Origin of the sequence: Pseudomonas sp. 3296 (genome assembly GCF_031456615.1) — a bacterium.
Classification (GTDB): domain Bacteria; phylum Pseudomonadota; class Gammaproteobacteria; order Pseudomonadales; family Pseudomonadaceae; genus Aquipseudomonas; species Aquipseudomonas mucoides.
Window position 1 is genome coordinate 546,135 of record NZ_JAVDUY010000004.1, and the last position, 16,218, is coordinate 562,352.

General features: G+C 61.1%; 15 protein-coding genes. 5 read left to right on the top strand and 10 right to left on the bottom strand.

Annotated features, from left to right (window positions below; genetic code table 11):
- Positions 1 to 94 precede the first annotated feature (94 nt).
- The 4 genes from glcD to J2X66_RS13795 are packed head-to-tail and all read left to right on the top strand — an operon-like array spanning position 95 to position 4,302.
- A complete protein-coding gene (gene glcD, locus J2X66_RS13780) occupies positions 95 to 1,594 on the top strand; it encodes a glycolate oxidase subunit GlcD (RefSeq protein ID WP_310265127.1) in 1,500 nt (499 codons plus the stop codon).
- Positions 1,594 to 2,658, top strand: coding sequence for a glycolate oxidase subunit GlcE (gene glcE / locus J2X66_RS13785; protein WP_310265129.1), 1,065 nt, complete (start codon positions 1,594 to 1,596; stop codon positions 2,656 to 2,658). The genes glcD and glcE overlap by 1 nt, the downstream gene beginning before the upstream one ends.
- A gap of 3 nt (positions 2,659 to 2,661) precedes the next feature.
- Complete coding sequence (gene glcF, locus J2X66_RS13790; RefSeq protein ID WP_310265130.1) at positions 2,662 to 3,879, top strand: glycolate oxidase subunit GlcF; 1,218 nt, start codon at positions 2,662 to 2,664, stop codon at positions 3,877 to 3,879.
- Positions 3,880 to 3,900: 21 nt separating this feature from the next.
- On the top strand, positions 3,901 to 4,302 hold the full coding sequence (locus J2X66_RS13795) for a heme-binding protein (protein ID WP_310265131.1): 402 nt from the start codon (positions 3,901 to 3,903) through the stop codon (positions 4,300 to 4,302).
- Positions 4,303 to 4,369: 67 nt separating this feature from the next.
- Here the strand turns inward: J2X66_RS13795 and J2X66_RS13800 are convergent, their stop codons facing one another.
- From J2X66_RS13800 to J2X66_RS13820, 5 genes are all read right to left on the bottom strand, one after another.
- Positions 4,370 to 4,699 (bottom strand): hypothetical protein, encoded by a 330-nt coding sequence (locus J2X66_RS13800; protein WP_310265283.1) that lies wholly within the window; start codon positions 4,697 to 4,699, stop codon positions 4,370 to 4,372.
- A gap of 103 nt (positions 4,700 to 4,802) precedes the next feature.
- Positions 4,803 to 6,344, bottom strand: coding sequence for a glycosyltransferase family 39 protein (locus J2X66_RS13805; protein ID WP_310265133.1), 1,542 nt, complete (start codon positions 6,342 to 6,344; stop codon positions 4,803 to 4,805).
- Positions 6,345 to 6,347: 3 nt separating this feature from the next.
- A complete protein-coding gene (locus J2X66_RS13810) occupies positions 6,348 to 6,626 on the bottom strand; it encodes a lipid-A-disaccharide synthase N-terminal domain-containing protein (protein WP_027924746.1) in 279 nt (92 codons plus the stop codon).
- The gene (locus J2X66_RS13815) at positions 6,623 to 7,363 is read right to left on the bottom strand and encodes a glycosyltransferase (protein WP_059182679.1); all 741 of its coding nucleotides are present in this window, start codon (positions 7,361 to 7,363) and stop codon (positions 6,623 to 6,625) included. The genes J2X66_RS13810 and J2X66_RS13815 overlap by 4 nt, the downstream gene beginning before the upstream one ends.
- Before the next feature lie 43 nt (positions 7,364 to 7,406).
- Positions 7,407 to 8,384, bottom strand: a complete 978-nt coding sequence (locus J2X66_RS13820) for an NAD-dependent epimerase (protein ID WP_310265135.1) — start codon at positions 8,382 to 8,384, stop codon at positions 7,407 to 7,409.
- A gap of 145 nt (positions 8,385 to 8,529) precedes the next feature.
- Here J2X66_RS13820 and J2X66_RS13825 point away from each other — a divergent pair, with 145 nt between their 5' ends.
- The gene (locus J2X66_RS13825; protein WP_310265137.1) at positions 8,530 to 9,951 is read left to right on the top strand and encodes a M15 family metallopeptidase; all 1,422 of its coding nucleotides are present in this window, start codon (positions 8,530 to 8,532) and stop codon (positions 9,949 to 9,951) included.
- 31 nt (positions 9,952 to 9,982) lie between these two features.
- Here the strand turns inward: J2X66_RS13825 and J2X66_RS13830 are convergent, their stop codons facing one another.
- The 5 genes from J2X66_RS13830 to J2X66_RS13850 form a co-directional block, all read right to left on the bottom strand.
- The gene (locus J2X66_RS13830; protein ID WP_310265139.1) at positions 9,983 to 10,441 is read right to left on the bottom strand and encodes a GNAT family N-acetyltransferase; all 459 of its coding nucleotides are present in this window, start codon (positions 10,439 to 10,441) and stop codon (positions 9,983 to 9,985) included.
- A 24-nt stretch (positions 10,442 to 10,465) separates the two neighbouring features.
- Positions 10,466 to 11,119, bottom strand: coding sequence for a peroxiredoxin (locus J2X66_RS13835; RefSeq protein WP_059182676.1), 654 nt, complete (start codon positions 11,117 to 11,119; stop codon positions 10,466 to 10,468).
- Between the two features lie 214 nt (positions 11,120 to 11,333).
- Complete coding sequence (betA, locus tag J2X66_RS13840; RefSeq protein WP_310265142.1) at positions 11,334 to 13,022, bottom strand: choline dehydrogenase; 1,689 nt, start codon at positions 13,020 to 13,022, stop codon at positions 11,334 to 11,336.
- 2 nt (positions 13,023 to 13,024) lie between these two features.
- Entirely contained in the window at positions 13,025 to 14,593 is a 1,569-nt protein-coding gene (locus J2X66_RS13845) for a cytosine permease (protein ID WP_310265144.1), read from the bottom strand.
- Positions 14,594 to 14,693: 100 nt separating this feature from the next.
- Entirely contained in the window at positions 14,694 to 16,202 is a 1,509-nt protein-coding gene (locus J2X66_RS13850) for an aldehyde dehydrogenase family protein (RefSeq protein ID WP_310265146.1), read from the bottom strand.
- Between the last annotated feature and the right edge of the window lie 16 nt (positions 16,203 to 16,218).

Below are 16,218 nucleotides of genomic sequence, written 5' to 3' on the forward strand. Positions count from 1 at the left end.
AAATCAGCTCTAGCGCAAGTGAGCTAACGTTGGCGAGGGACCTATCATCGAAACCTGACCTCTAATAAAAACAACCGAGGGTCGCGATCCGGCTATGAACATTCTTTACGACGAACGCGTCGACGGCGTTTTGCCCGAGGTCGACAAAGCCGCCCTGCTCCAGGCGCTACGGGCACGCTTGCCGGATCTGGACATCCTGCATCAGCAAGAAGCGCTCAGACCGTATGAATGCGATGGGCTCTCCGCGTATCGCACCACGCCGCTGCTGGTGGTGTTACCGCGCCACCTAGACGAAGTCCAGGGCATCCTTCAAGTCTGTCATGAGCGGCACGTCCCGGTGGTTGCCCGTGGCGCCGGCACCGGGTTGTCCGGCGGTGCACTGCCGCTGGAAAAAGGCGTGCTGCTGGTGATGGCGCGCTTCAACAACATCCTGCACATCGACCCCGCCGCCCGCACCGCACGGGTTCAGCCGGGGGTGCGCAACCTGGCGATTTCCCAGGCGGCGGCGCCGTTTGGCTTGTATTACGCGCCGGATCCGTCCTCACAGATTGCCTGTTCCATTGGCGGCAACGTCGCCGAAAACGCCGGCGGCGTGCATTGCCTCAAGTACGGCTTGACCGTGCACAACCTGCTCAAAATCGACATCCTGACCGTCGAGGGTGAATACCTGACGCTGGGGTCCGACGCGCTCGACTCGCCCGGCTTTGACCTGCTGGCCTTGTTCACCGGCTCCGAAGGCATGCTCGGGGTCATCACCGAAGTCACGGTGAAACTGCTGCCCAAACCACAAACCGCCAAAGTCCTGCTGGCCGCCTTCGATTCCGTGGAAAAGGCCGGGCGCGCGGTGGGTGACATTATTGGCGCCGGCATCATCCCCGGCGGCCTGGAGATGATGGACAACCTGGCGATTCGCGCCGCCGAGGACTTCATCCACGCCGGCTACCCCGTCGACGCCGAAGCCATTTTGCTCTGTGAACTCGATGGCGTTGAAGCCGATGTCCATGATGATTGCGACCGCGTGCGCCACGTGCTGGAAAAGGCTGGCGCCACCGAAGTCCGCCAGGCCCGCGATGAAGCCGAGCGCGTGCGGTTCTGGGCCGGGCGCAAGAATGCCTTCCCGGCCGTCGGACGGCTGTCGCCGGATTACTACTGCATGGACGGCACGATCCCGCGCCGCGAACTGCCCGGTGTGTTGCGGGCTATCGCGACACTCTCGGATGAATATGGCCTGCGGGTGGCCAACGTGTTCCACGCCGGCGACGGCAACATGCATCCGCTGATTCTGTTCGATGCCAACCAGCCCGGCGAGCTCGATCGCGCCGAATCCCTGGGCGGCAAGATCCTCGAGTTGTGCGTAAAGGTCGGCGGCAGCATTACCGGCGAACACGGCGTGGGTCGCGAGAAGATCAATCAGATGTGCGCGCAGTTCAACAGCGATGAGCTGACCGTGTTCCATGCGGTCAAAGCTGCCTTCGACCCAGGCGGCCTGCTCAACCCCGGCAAGAACATTCCGACCCTGCACCGCTGCGCCGAGTTTGGCGCGATGCACGTGCATATGGGGCAGCTGCCCTTCCCCGATCTGGAGCGCTTCTGATGCGTAGCGAACACGACATGGATGACAGCGCCGCGCTGCTGGAGCAGGTCAACCAGGCGCTGCAAAACGCCACGCCGTTGCGCATTCAGGGCTCCAACAGCAAGGCATTCCTGGGACGGATCGTTGCCGGTGAAGTGCTCGACACGCGCACCCACCGGGGCATCGTCAGCTATGACCCGACCGAACTGGTGATCACCGTCCGCTGCGGCACACCGTTGACAGAACTGGCTGAGGTATTGGACGACGCACAGCAGATGCTGCCGTGCGAACCGCCCTCCTTCGGCGAAGGCGCCACCGTCGGCGGCATGATTGCCTGCGGCTTGTCGGGGCCTCGACGCCCGTGGTCAGGCTCGGTCAGGGACTTTGTCCTCGGTACGCGGGTGATCACCGGGCATGGCAAGCATCTGCGCTTCGGAGGCGAAGTCATGAAGAACGTCGCCGGTTACGACCTGTCGCGCCTGATGGTCGGCAGTTACGGATCGCTGGGGGTGGTGACTGAAGTGTCACTCAAAGTCCTGCCCAAACCGCGTCAATGCCTGAGCATCAGCCTGGACATCGACAGTGACCGCGCCCTGCTGCGCCTCGCGGAATGGGGCCAGCAACCCTTGCCGATCAGCGCCGCGTGCCACGACGGGCAACGCCTGCACCTGCGGCTTGAGGGCGGCGAAGGCTCGGTGGCGGCGGCCCATGATCGATTGGGCGGCGAGCGGCTGGACGCGAACTATTGGGCGGACCTCAACGAACATCGCCTGAGTTTCTTTGATGAGGACCAGCCTCTTTGGCGGTTGTCCCTGCCCCACAACACACCCCGACTGTCTTTGCCCGGCGTTCAACTGATCGATTGGGGCGGCGCACAGCGCTGGCTCAAATCCGAGGCGCAAGCCTCGTTCATTCGCAAGATCGTCGGCGAGGTCGGCGGGCATGTGACCTGTTACAGCCACGGTCTGATCGACAGCCCTTTCCAACCATTGCCTGCTGCACTGATGCGCTACCACCAGAACCTGAAACAGCAACTTGACCCACGGGGCATTTTCAACCCCGGTCGCCTGTACGCGGAGTGTTGACCCATGCAAACCACGCTCAGCGACCAGGCTCGCCAACTACCCCGCGCCGAAGAAGCCGAACGCATTCTGCGCACCTGTGTGCATTGCGGTTTTTGCAATGCGACCTGCCCGACTTATCAATTGCTCGGCGATGAACTGGATGGCCCGCGAGGTCGCATCTACCTGATCAAGCAGGTGCTGGAAGGCAACGAAGTCACGCAAAAAACCCAGCAGCATCTGGACCGTTGTCTGTCGTGCCGCAACTGCGAAACCACCTGCCCCTCCGGCGTCGATTACCACAACTTGCTCGACATTGGTCGCGCGGTGGTGGACGCCGCCGTACCGCGCCCGCTCGAGCAGCGTTTATTGCGCGAAGGGTTGCGCCGCGTGGTACCCAACCCGGGATTGTTCAAAGCGCTGGTGAGCGGTGGTCAGGTGTTCCGTGCCTTGTTGCCGAACACCTTGCAGGCCAAGTTGCCTCGCCGTGTGTACCCGGCCAAACCACGCCCGACGGTGCGCCACGCCAGGCAAATGCTGATACTCGAAGGTTGCGTGCAGCCGGGGCTGTCGCCCAACACCAACGCCGCCACTGCGCGGGTGCTGGATCGACTCGGTATCAGCGTCATACCCACCCGCGAAGCCGGGTGCTGCGGCGCGGTCGATTATCACCTCGACGCCCAGGAGGCCGGCCTTGATCGCGCACGGCACAACATCGATGCGTGGTGGCCGGCGATTGAAAACGGCGCAGAAGCCATCGTGCAAACCGCCAGCGGTTGCGGTGCGTTCATCAAGGACTATGGTCATTTGCTGCGCAGCGATCCGGCCTATGCCGAGAAGGCGCAAAAGATCAGCGCACTGGCCAGGGACCTGGTCGAAGTGCTGCGCGATGAACCGCTGGAAACCCTCGGTATCCACAGCGACCAGCGCCTGGCGTTCCATTGCCCCTGCACCTTGCAGCACGCGCAAAAACTCGGCGGCGCGGTTGAGGCGCTGCTGACACGTCTGGGTTTCAACCTCACGCCCGTGCCCGATGGCCACTTGTGCTGCGGCTCGGCGGGCACCTATTCACTGACTCAACCGCAACTGTCCCGGCAACTGCGCGACAACAAGCTCAATGCGCTGGAGAGCGGGCATCCCGAAATCATTGTCACCGCCAATATCGGCTGTCAGTCCCACCTCGACGGCGCGGGTCGAACCCCGGTCCGGCACTGGATTGAACTGGTGGAAGCCGCCCTGCCCTGATCACCCTTTGGAGCAATCGCCATGAAGCGCAAAGCCGTACTGAGTCAGGCCGAAGTCAGCCAGATCCTCACCGCCGCCCGCACCGAAGCACAGAACAATCAATGGGCCGTGACCATTGTGATTGTCGATGACGGCGGCCATCCCCTGGCGCTCGAACGCCTCGACGGCTGCGCGGCCAGCAGCGCCTACATCGCCACTGAAAAAGCCCGCACCTCGGCCTTGGGCCGGCGTGAGTCGAAAGGTTATGAAGACATGGTCAACGGCGGACGCTTTGCCTTTTTATCGGCGCCGTTGCTAACGTCCCTAGAAGGTGGCGTGCCGATTGTTTACGACGGCCAGGTGATCGGCGCGGTCGGCGTGTCCGGGGTCAAGGCCGAACAGGATGCGCAAGTGGCCAAGGCCGGGGCGCAGTGCATCAAGTAATCCGCAAACAACACACCCCCTGTAGCAGCTGGCAAAGCCTGCTGCTACAAAGTGCGTTCGTGCTCGGTTACTTGCGCGCCAGCTTGTAACGAATGCACTCTTCATAAAAACTCTGCCGCACCGCAGCCGGCTTGAACCGCGACGGGCTGTCGTAGGTCTGCTCGGTAATGCCCATGGCCATCATGTGCATCCACGGTTTGTTGAATTTGTAGGTCTGAATCTTCTTGCGAGCGGCATACAGCGACACCCCGGACAACTTCAGCTCCTGGGCCCTGGCCGCCGTCCCCGCGCCCCAGTCGCACATGTATCGGTCATTGGCCACCAACTCCCTGGCTTGGGCCGCACCGGCCATGCTTGCCAGGGCAAACGAGATCATCGTGATCGCTACATTGCGCAATTGCATTCCGCCTAACCACCTGAAAATAAAGTGATTTTGGCGACTGTTTTGCGCCAGCGGGGCCAGCAATTTGCCTTATTCGCACCGAAAACCGTTATCGGGATCAGCGCAGCGCCGCCTTCAACTCATTGACCTGCTCGTTCCAGGTGAAGTGATAGACGTTGACGGGCGGCAACGGATGACATTTACCGTTATCCGCGTCGGCCCCCACAATCGACCACTGGGCACGCGAGGTTTCGCCCAACTCACGGGCGGTCTGGGGATTGAAACACTTCTCCAGCTCCTCGTCGGGGACCAGCGCGTACGCCTTGGGATGGTCGCGCAGCCATTGTGCGGCTTGCTCGACGGAGGAGCCGGCCATGCCGAAATGCACAATCGGCTGCCGGGCGTACAACCAGTGCCCTTCACGCCAGTCGACCAGCACCAGTTCTGCGCCACCGGTCATGGTCGCGGCTTGCGCCATGATTGCGTTATGCGGGTTGGCACCGTCCCTGATGGGCTCAATAAAGCCACGGGCGAACCACAGCGCAAACCAGATCACCGCCACCGCCTGGAACACTTGACGACCGCGCGGGCGCTGGCTGAACCAGCGCTTGAGCAACCAGGGAATCAGCGGTGCCGCCACCAACACCAACCCTGGCAGCGCCGGGTAGATGTACAACTTGCGCTTGCCGCTGCTGATGCAGAAAAACAGCACCACCAGCACGACCCACCCCAGCAGCACCAACACCCGGCCGTCATGCTTTTGCAACTGCCGACGCCACGCGGGCACCAGCCACGGCAACGCCAGCACCAGTGGCAGCCAGTATTGCGGGATCACGTAAACGAAGAAGTACCAGAACGGTTCACGATGGTCCCAGGCCGCGGCATATCGCCCTGCGGTTTGACGCAGCAATATTTCCTTGGCATAGGCGATTTCCTCGGCGCCGCCATTGAGCACGATGGACAACGCCAGGGGCAGCAACCAGATCGCCGTGGCGCCCAACATCACCGCCAGTCCCAGCCACCACTTGCGCGCCTCCCCCGGCATCGCCACCACGCCAGGCCAGTCTTTGCGCACCGCATAGGCATACGGAATCAACATCAGTGCCGGAACGAACCCGACTCCCTTGGTGATTACGCCCACGCCCATCGCCGCGCAGCCGATGTAAAACCAGCGCCAGGCAGGGCCAAGCAACAAATGACGCGTGAGACCGTAGAGGCCGACCGAGGTAAACAGCACCAAAAAGCTGTCGATCTGGCCGGTCTGCAAGATGCTGTAGGTTTGATAGGTGGCCAGGTACAACAGGGCCGCGATCCGGCCGATGCGCTGGTTCCACAGGCGTCGGCCAAGGTCGTAAACCACTGCGGTGACTGTCACACCGGACAACAGGCCCGGAATATAAAGGGCAATCGCAGGCTTCCCGGTCAGCCAAGTGAAGAACGCCACGGTCCACATGAAAATCGGCGGCTTGTCGCCGTAGATCTCTGCCGCCCGGTGCGGAATCAGCCACGCGTTGTTGTGCAACATTTCCAGGGCCACGCCGAGGAATCGTTCCTCATCGACATTCTGCGGCTGACGCAGCCCCAACCCGGCGCCGATCAGCAGCAGGGCCAGCAACATCAGGCCCAGGCACTCGACACCGGGCGATAGCGTTCTACGCATGACTCATTCCTTCGCGGGGGTGCTTTTGGCAATCAGTTGCAAATTGCGCAGGTAGACAATCGAGCCAAATGCCTGACCGGCGATGAACACCGGGTCCTGGCGGTAAATGGCGTACGCGAGCAGCAACGTGCTGCCGACGATGCTCAAGTACCAGAAACTCGTCGGGATCACGCTGCGCTTCTGGTATTCGCTGTACAACCATTGCAGGACAAAGCGGCCGGTGAAGGCGATCTGGCCAATGAAACCGACCGCCAGCCACAGGGCTTCGCGGGAGAGGTTCATCCTTCGATCTCCTGCGCCTTGGTGTTCAGGCGCGTGCGTTTGATCAGCCACCAGACCCCGAACAGATCAAGAATGCCCACCAGTGCCCGGTCGAGGTTGCCGTACTTGGACACCCCCGCCGTACGCGGACGATGGTTGACCGGGTGGACGATCATACGGCCGTTGTGACGCTGGATCAGCGCGGGCAGAAACCGGTGCATATGGTCGAAGTACGGCAAGCGCAGAAACGCCGCCCGCTCGATCAGCTTCAACCCGCAACCGGTGTCCGGCGTGGCATCGTTGAGCATGCGCCGGCGCAGTCCGTTGGCGAAGCGCGAGGCCCAGCGTTTACTGGCGGTGTCGCGGCGATTAACCCGGTGACCGGCCACCAGTTGAACATCGACCGGACCGTGACCGCCCCGCACCAGTTGCAACATCCCGGGGATGTCCGCCGGGTCGTTCTGGCCGTCACCATCGAGCGTCGCCAGCCACTGCCCGCGCGCGGCGAGCGCGGCATGGTAAAGCGAGGTGCTTTGACCCAGTGAACGCTCATGGCACAGTATGCGCAGCGTGCTCAAACCGCTGTTTTTGATCTGTTGCAGTTCGTGCAGGGTGGCATCGGTGCTGCCATCGTCGACGACGATGATTTCGTACGCTTCATCGGCCAACGCCACACGGATTTCCTCAATCAAGGGCTTGAGGTTATTGGTTTCGTTTTTCGCCGGAATCAGTACCGATACGAAAATGTCTTGGCTCATAGGGTTCTCCCCCCGCTAATGGTTGTTCTCAAGGGTGAACGCTTCATCGCTGATAAAAGTGCCGATACCACTTCACAAACTCCGTCACACCGGTCTCGACCGTCATTTGCGGGCGGAAGTCGACCCAATCCGCCAACGCCGACACATCGGCCCAGGTCTTGATCACATCGCCCGCTTGCAGCGGCAAGTAGTTGCGCCGCGCCTTGATGCCCAGCACGTTTTCCAGACACTCGACGAACGCCAGCAACGGCATGGGTTCGCCCCGTCCGATGTTGAAAATTCGATTGATGCCTTCGCCGGCATTGTCCGCCAACGGCGGTTTGGGCCGCAGGCGCACGATGCTTTCGACGATGTCATCGATGTAGGTGAAGTCCCGCGCCATCTCGCCGTGGTTATAGATGTCGATCGGTTCGTCGTTGAGCATCGCTCGGGTGAACTTGAACAGCGCCATGTCCGGCCGCCCCCAGGGCCCGTAAACGGTGAAAAACCGCAGGCCACTGGCGCGAATCCCGTAGAGATGGCAATAGCTGTGCGCGAGCAGTTCATTGGCGCGCTTGCTGGCGGCATACAGCGAAACCGGATGCTCGACGGCGTCTTCGACACTGAACGGCATTTTGCTGTTGGTGCCATACACCGAGCTGCTCGACGCGTAGATCAAATGCTCCGGGCGATGGTGCCGGCAGGCTTCCAGCACATTCACAAACCCCACCAGGTTCGATTGCGCGTAGACGTCGGGGTTGTCCAGCGAATAGCGAACGCCGGCCTGAGCGGCCAGATGCACGACCTCGGTGAATCGATGCTCCTGAAACAGCCCCATCAGGGCCGCTTTATCAACAATATCCAAGCGCTGGAAGCGAAAACCCGGCAACGACTCCAACTCATTGAGCCGTGCCTGTTTGAGCTCTACGCTGTAGTAGTCGTTGAGGTTATCGATACCGACGACATCAAGACCTTGTTGGCACAGCCGTTTAACCGTGTGATAACCAATAAAACCGGCAGCGCCGGTAACCAGAACAGTCATAGCACCTCATTATTATTCGAAGCCCGATTCAACTTCATGTCCGGCACCATTGATAAGTCCTTGAGGCCCGTGACATCGTTGACACGCCGCCCCGTTACCCTGCCTGTGCAATGGTGAAATCTTGTTACATATTTATTTAATTTGTATGAAGGCGACAAGCGTGCGGAATCGCGTTTTAGCGCTACTGATAAGCCTTGTCATTTGCGGCATGGCCAGTGCCGAACCAAGGCCCAAAAACATGGTGTATTTGCGCACCATCGACCCGAGCATCGAACAAGACATGCGCTACGCCAGTGCCCACAATTTCACCGGGCACCGGCTCGACGGTTATGACGCGGCCGAATGCCTGTTGTCCGAGGACACCGCCAAGGCCCTCGCCCGGGTCCAGGCGGAACTGCGCACGCAAGGCTACGGTTTGAAGGTGTTCGACTGCTATCGACCCAGCCGCGCCGTCGCCGACATGGGGCGCTTCGCGACAGAACCGGGTGACCCGCGCAAGGCCGAGTTCTATCCGCGCGTGGACAAGCAGGACTTCTGGCGTTTGGGCTATGTGGCGCGGGTGTCGGGACACTCCAAGGGCTCAACCGTGGACCTGACGCTGATCGGCCCCGATGCGCTGCCCGCTGACACCTGGACACCAACAGCGACGCAAGTCGATTGCACCGCACCCTATGACCAGCGCTGGCACGATGGCGCCCTGGATATGGGCACCGGTTTCGATTGCTTCGACGAGCGCGCGCATACCGCCAACCCGACGATCAACGCCACCGCCAAGGACAACCGTCAACGTCTGAGCAGTGCCATGGAGAAAGAAGGGTTTGCCGGGTATTCGAAGGAATGGTGGCATTTCACATTCAGTGGCGAGAGCGCGCCGAAGGACGTGATGGATTTCCCGATCACACCGATGAGCGCCAGCGACACTGTCGGCAGCAGTGGACAATTGATTGTAGTCACCAGCAAAAACTGGGATGACATTCAGGGCACCGCGCAGCGCTATGAACGTGACGGGAAAACCTTTCGAAAATACGGCGATGCCTTTCCCGTCGTGGTCGGCAAAAACGGCATGGGCTGGGGCAAAGGCGTGAGCAGCCTGGGTGATGTTGAAGGCCCGGTCAAACGCGAAGGCGATGGAAAAGCACCCGCCGGGATCTTCAAACTGGGCACGGCGTTTGGTTTCGACGCTACGGTCGACACGCACCTGCCTTACCTCGCGCTGACACCGACCACCGAATGCGTGGATGACAGCCAATCCAGTCACTACAACAAACTGGTCGACGGCGCAGCGACGGCAACAGACTGGAGCAGCTCGGAACACATGCGCAACGAAGAGGGTTATCGTCACGGCATTTTCATCGAGCACAACACCCCGGCCACAGCGGGTTCGGGTTCGTGCATTTTCTTCCACATCTGGCGCGGCCCCGCGTCACCCACAGCGGGCTGTACGGCCATGGATCAGGGAGATATTGCTGCGTTGCTCAAGTGGCTCGACCCTCGAGAGTCGCCATTGCTGGTGCAGATGCCGGAGGCGCAGTACGAGCAGTTTCGTGAGGAGTGGGCGTTGCCGTGATGTGGGTGGGGGTGCATGACCACCACCCTTCTCAACCCTGCTTCAAATCAAGGCAATACGTGTAATACCCCCCATCACGCACATACCCCAACGACTCATACAACCGCTGCGCACCCACATTGTCGGTGGCGGTTTCCAGCACCATGCCCTTGGCACCGCTCGACACCGCAAAGGCACGGGCGGTGTTCATCAGCAACGTGCCCACCCCTAGGCCACGGGCCTCGGGAGTGGTGAACAGGTCGCTGAGCAACCAGGTGCGGTGGGCGTCGATGGAGGAAAACGTCGGGTACAACTGCACGAAACCCAACGCGTGGCCCGCGGCGTCTTCGGCGAGGAAAATCACCGATTCGTCACGGGCAATGCGTTCGGCGATGAAGTCCCGGGACTGGGTCGGGTTCGAGGGCTGGCCGTAAAAGCCTCGGTAGGCGTCGAAGAGGCGCGCCACCTTGTCGAGATGGCTGGCGTCGGCGCGCAGGGCTTTTACGTCCATTTTGGGAATCCCTCGACAGTTGTATTACTTGGGCTGCGCCACAGTGCGCAAGTACGGCTTGATGGTTTTGAAACCGTCCGGGTATTTTTTCCGCGCGTCTTCATCGGACACCGATGTCGGGATGATCACGTCTTCGCCCGGACGCCAGTTCACCGGCGTGGCGACGGTGTGCTTGGCGTTCAATTGCAGGGAATCGAGCAGACGTAGCACTTCATCGAAGTTGCGCCCGGCACTCATCGGGTAGATGAGCATGGCCTTGACCTTTTTGTCCGGACCAATGATGAACACCGAACGCACGGTGGCGTTGTCGGCGGCGGTGCGGGTGCCGCCACTGGCATTCGGGTGAATCATGTCGTAGAGCTTCGCCACCACCAGGTTTTCGTCACCGATCATCGGGTAGTTGACCGCGTGCCCCTGGGTTTCTTCGATGTCCTTGGCCCAGCTTGCATGGTTGCTGACCGGGTCGACGCTGAGGCCGACGATCTTGGTGTTGCGCTTGTCGAACTCGGGCTTGAGCCCGGCCATATAGCCCAGTTCGGTGGTGCACACCGGGGTGAAGTCCTTGGGGTGCGAAAACAGGATGGCCCACTTGTCGCCAATCCATTCGTGGAAATGCAGCGTGCCTTCGGTGCTCTCGACGGTAAAGTCCGGTGCCTCGTCGCCAATGCGGATTGCCATGTTCGTTCTCCTTACTGAGGGGTCGTAGGGAAAACCGTCGGAGTGCTGGGTGCGTCTCCAACGGCATTCAGGATCGGTGTTGAACCTGCCAACGCGGATCAGTATAGGAGACGCTGCAAGACAAGGCCGTTACCGCTAAAACCCGCCTGAAAAACACAAAAAGCCAGATCGACTCGGCGTCGACCTGGCTGTTGTTGAGCAAAAAACCAGGACATTAAACCCGGACGTTGCGCCCCGGCAGCGTCGAGCGCTGGCTGTTTTCCCAATTCTCCACCAAACCAACCGGTGCATCCGAGGCCGGCAGCATGTTGCGTCCGCGCACCAGATCGCTGGCGCGCTCGGCGAGCATGATGGTCGGCGCGTTGAGATTGCCGTTCGGCTCGGTCGGGAACACCGACGAGTCGATCACGCGCAACCCGGCGATGCCATGCACGCGCAACTCGGAATCCACCACCGCCATGTCGTCCTCGCCCATGCGGCACGAGCCGCACGGATGGTAGGTGCTTTCGAGGTTTTCCCGCACGAAGGCGTCCAGCTCTTCATCGGTGTTCACCCGCGGGCCGGGGGCGATTTCGCCATCGCGGAAACGGTCCATGGCTTTCTGGCCGATGATCTCCCGGGTCAGGCGGATGCAGCGGCGGAAGCCTTCGCGGTCTTCTTCCCGTTGGAGGTAGTTGAACTGGATCTGCGGGTGCTCGTACGGGTCCGCCGAACGGGCGCGCACGTAGCCGCGGCTCTTGGGTTTGTTCGGCCCGGTGAGCACCATGAAGCCGTGGCCCTTGATCGGTTTGTTGCCGTCATAACGCATGGCCGCAGGCAGGAAGTGGAACTGGATGTCCGGCCAGCGCAGGCCCTTGTCCGAGCGAATGAAGCCACCGGCCTCGAAATGGTTGGTGGCGCCGAGCCCATCCTTGAACAGCAGCCAGCGCAGACCGATCATCAGTTTGCTCAGCGGGTCCATTTTGCTATTGAGGGTCACCGGTTCCTTGCAGCCGAACTGGATGTACACCTCGGCATGATCCTGCAGGTTCTCCCCGACTCCCGGCAGGTCATGGCGCACGTCGATCCCGGCTTTGCGCAGAACCTCGGCCGGGCCGATACCGGAGCGTTGCAACAGGTGCGGCGAACCGATGGGGCCGGAAGAAATCAGCACTTCGCGGTGGCAGTAAACCTGGTGCGTCTGGCCATCGTGGTCGTACATGACGCCAACCGCCCGTTTGCCTTCAAGGAGGATCTGGCGGGTCATCGCGTGGGTGATCACCGTCAGGTTCGGACGGCCCATGGCTGGGCGCAAATAGGCGTTGGCCGTGGAGCAGCGCACGCCGTTTTTCACCGTCATGTGCATGGCGCCGAACCCTTCCTGCATGTAGCCGTTGCAGTCTTCGGTCTTGATGTAACCGGCTTCGGCACCGGCTTCGACCCACGCCCCATACAGCGGGTTTTTCATGTGGTTGCCGTTGGTGGTGTGCAGCGGCCCGGTGCCGCCGCGATAGCCGTCGCCACCCTCCTCGTAATGTTCTGCCCGTTTGAAGTACGGCAGGCAATTGCGGTAGCCCCAGCCCTGGGCACCGAGGGATTCCCACTCATCGAAGTCGTAGGCGTGGCCACGGATGTAGACCAGGCCGTTGATCGACGAAGAACCGCCCAGCACCTTGCCGCGTGGACAGTGGATGCGCCGCCCGTTGAGGAACGGCTCTGGCTCGGTTTCGTAGCGCCAGTTGTATTTCTTGGTGTTCATCGGGATCGAGAACGCGCTCGGCATCTGGATCACCACACTGCGGTCACTGCCACCGAATTCCAGCACCAACACCGAAGTAGCCGGGTCTTCGCTCAAGCGGTTGGCCAACACACAACCCGCGGAGCCGGCGCCAATGATGATGTAGTCGTATTTTTGCGTAGCCATGGTTATCTCCCGGCTTCCGATTCGTTGAAAACAGCCGCCGAGCGAAAGCTCAGCGAGTCGCCGGTGGTGTATTGCGCAGAGGTTTTCTCGATGTGCTGGATCACGGTTTCTTCACGCTTGAGATCAATCGAGCGGCTGAACCAGTAGTACACCAGCCCCGAAACGATCAGCCCGACCAGCCAGGCGATGTCGATGCTGCCCAGGGCTTTGGCGAGGGGGCCGACATAGACCTCGCGCTGCTCGACGCCGTCGTAGATGTAGAAGAACGGGATCATCGACACGAAACCGATGGCGTACGCGGCGATGCCACGCAGGCCCCAGTTGCCGTAGATGTTGCCGTGGGGCATGAAGAAGTGCGGGATGGCGTAGCGGCCCTTGCGCACGAAGAAGTAGTCCGTCAGGTTGACCGAGGTCCAGGGCACGAGGAAGTACAGCATCACTACCAGGTAGATCCCCAGCACTGACAAGCCTTTGCCTGAACTCTGGATGCTCAGGGCCACGCCGAGTTGCAGCAGGATCACAAAACCAATCGCCAGGACGCGGGCCTTGCGGGTTGGTTCGATGTGCTTGATGGAGTCGACGCAGGTCAACGTGGTCAGTTTCGCGCTGTAGATGTTCATCGCGATCACCGGCAGGAATGCCAGGATCGTGATCACCACCACCGCGGTGCCGATCAGTGGCGAGACCACGTTACCGACTTGTCCGAGGGCGACCAACACGTCCGTGGAGTGCAGGTGATCGGCCAACCAGCCACCCACCGAAATCATCCACGCGCCGGACAGCGACGCACCGAGAAACACCACGGCAATCAGCTTGCCGCTGGAGGTGTTCTTCGGCAGGTAACGGGAATAGTCGGACACGTACGGGGCGTAAGCGATGTTGTAACTGGCCGCCGCCGCGAACTGGGCGATGAACCCGGTCCAGTTGAAGCCCAACGGTGCCGGCGCGACTTCTCCCGCTGCCAACACTGGCATCGCCGCATCGGGCACCCAGCCCATCATTACCGCCAGCGTCACCAGGCCGTACAACGGAATCGACAGGTACAACGCCCATTTGAAGCTGCGGTGCATCCAGTCATGACCAAGGATCGCCAGGATTGCAGCCGGTATCGTCACCGCCACCGCTATCACCCAGGGATGAAAGCCGAATAGCGTGTGCAAACCCTGCATCATCAACACCAGGTTGACGATGTTGAATCCGGCAAACACAAACAGCGTCGCCAGCAACACGAGAATCACGCCGCGATAGCCGAACTGCGCCCGCGACTGGATCATTTGCGGCAAGCCAAGGTGCGGGCCCTGTGAACCATGGAACGCCATGAACAGCGTGCCGAACATGATGCCCAGCGTGCCGGCGAGTGTGGTCCAGAGCGCGGTCAGGCCGACGCTTGGTCCGACGAAGCCGATGGTCATGGTGAAGAACGTGAAGTTGCCGAGGAACCAGAACGGGCCTTGGCTCGACAGTTTGTCGGTGCGTTCGTGTTCCGGGATGAAGTCGATCGAATGGCTTTCGACGATGGGTTTATCGTCGAGGAGCGACACGCTAGGAGCGGCTTTGGCGTCAGTGTTCATGATGGACTCTTATTGTTGGAAGATCATGACGGAACTGCATTCCTTGCGATGAGCACCTTGAGGAGAGGGAGCTTGCTCCCTCTCCACGGGTGCCGCGTGCTTAAGGCAACGTGATCCAGACGGCCTTTGTCTCGAGCAGGTAATCGAGCTGCTCGGCGCCCAGGTCCTTGCCGAAACCGGACTGTTTGTAGCCACCGAACGGCATCGACGGATCGAGGGTGCCGTGGGCGTTGACGTAGACCGAACCGGCCTTCAACCGTGGGATCAGGCTGTGCACCTTGCCCAGGTCATTGGAATACAGCGCGGCGGCCAGGCCGTACACCGAGTCATTGGCCAGGGCCAGCGCTTCTTCCTCATCGTCGAACGGTGCGGTGACCAGCACCGGACCAAAAATCTCCTCCTGGACAATGCGCATGTCATTGCGGCAATGGGCGAAAATGGTCGGCTCGACAAAGAAGCCAGGGCCATCGACAGGCTGGCCGCCGTAGACCAGTTCGGCGCCTTCCTGCTTGCCGGTTTCGATGTACTCGATGACCCGCTGCTTTTGCTGGGCCGAGACCAGTGGGCCGATGAAACAATCTGGATCCAGACCCGGTGCAATCTTCAGCGTGCAGGTGTAGGCGATCAGTTCACGCAAAAATTCGTCGTAGACACTGCGATGAATATAGGCGCGTGTACCGGCGTCGCACACCTGGCCCGAGTTGAAAAACACACCGTTGGCGACCGCTTGCGCCGCCGCAGGGATGTCCGCATCGGCCAACACGATTACCGGTGATTTTCCTCCCAGTTCCAGGGTTAGTCGCTTCATTTCGTCCAGCGCCGCACGCCCGACGGTACGGCCGACCGGGGTCGAGCCGGTAAAGGTCAATTTATCGATGCCGGGGTGCGTGGCCATGGCCGCGCCGACCACGCTGCCGCGTCCCGAGACAATATTGACCACGCCGTCGGGAATCCCGGCTTCCTGCACCAGTTCGGCAAAACGCAGGGCTGACAGCGAGGTCAGTTCAGCGGGTTTGACCACCACGGTGCAACCGGTGGCCAGGGCGGCGCCGAGCTTCCAGGCCATGGTTTGCAGCGGGAAGTTCCACGGCACGATAGCGCCGACCACCCCCACCGCTTCCTTGCGCGTATACGCCAGATAGTTGCCCGGCAGCGAAGGCTCGACGGTGCGTCCGTGCAGCTTGGTCGCCCACCCGGCGAAATAACGCAAGGTATCGACGGTGCCCTGGATATCGACGTCCTTGGCAAACGCGACCGACTTGCCCATGTCGATCGATTCGATTTCCGCCAGCTCTGCCGCGTTCTGCTCGATCAGGTCCGCCAGGCGCTGCATCAAGCGCTCGCGTTCCACCGGTTTGGCCTGGCTCCAGGCGCCACCGTCGAACTGCGCGCGAGCGGCTTGCACGGCGCGGTCCAGATCCTCGGTGGTGCCCATCGGAATGCGTGTGATCAGGCCTTCGGTCGACGGCTCGATGACGTCGGAGGTCTGTCCGTCGCTGGCCTCGACAAAGGCGCCACCGATGAACATTTTCTGCACCTTGCTGAGGAAGGTCTGGGTCGCTTCCGAGACACCGAATTTCTGCAGGTACTGCTTAACACTCGCGTCCATTTTTCATGCCCTCTGT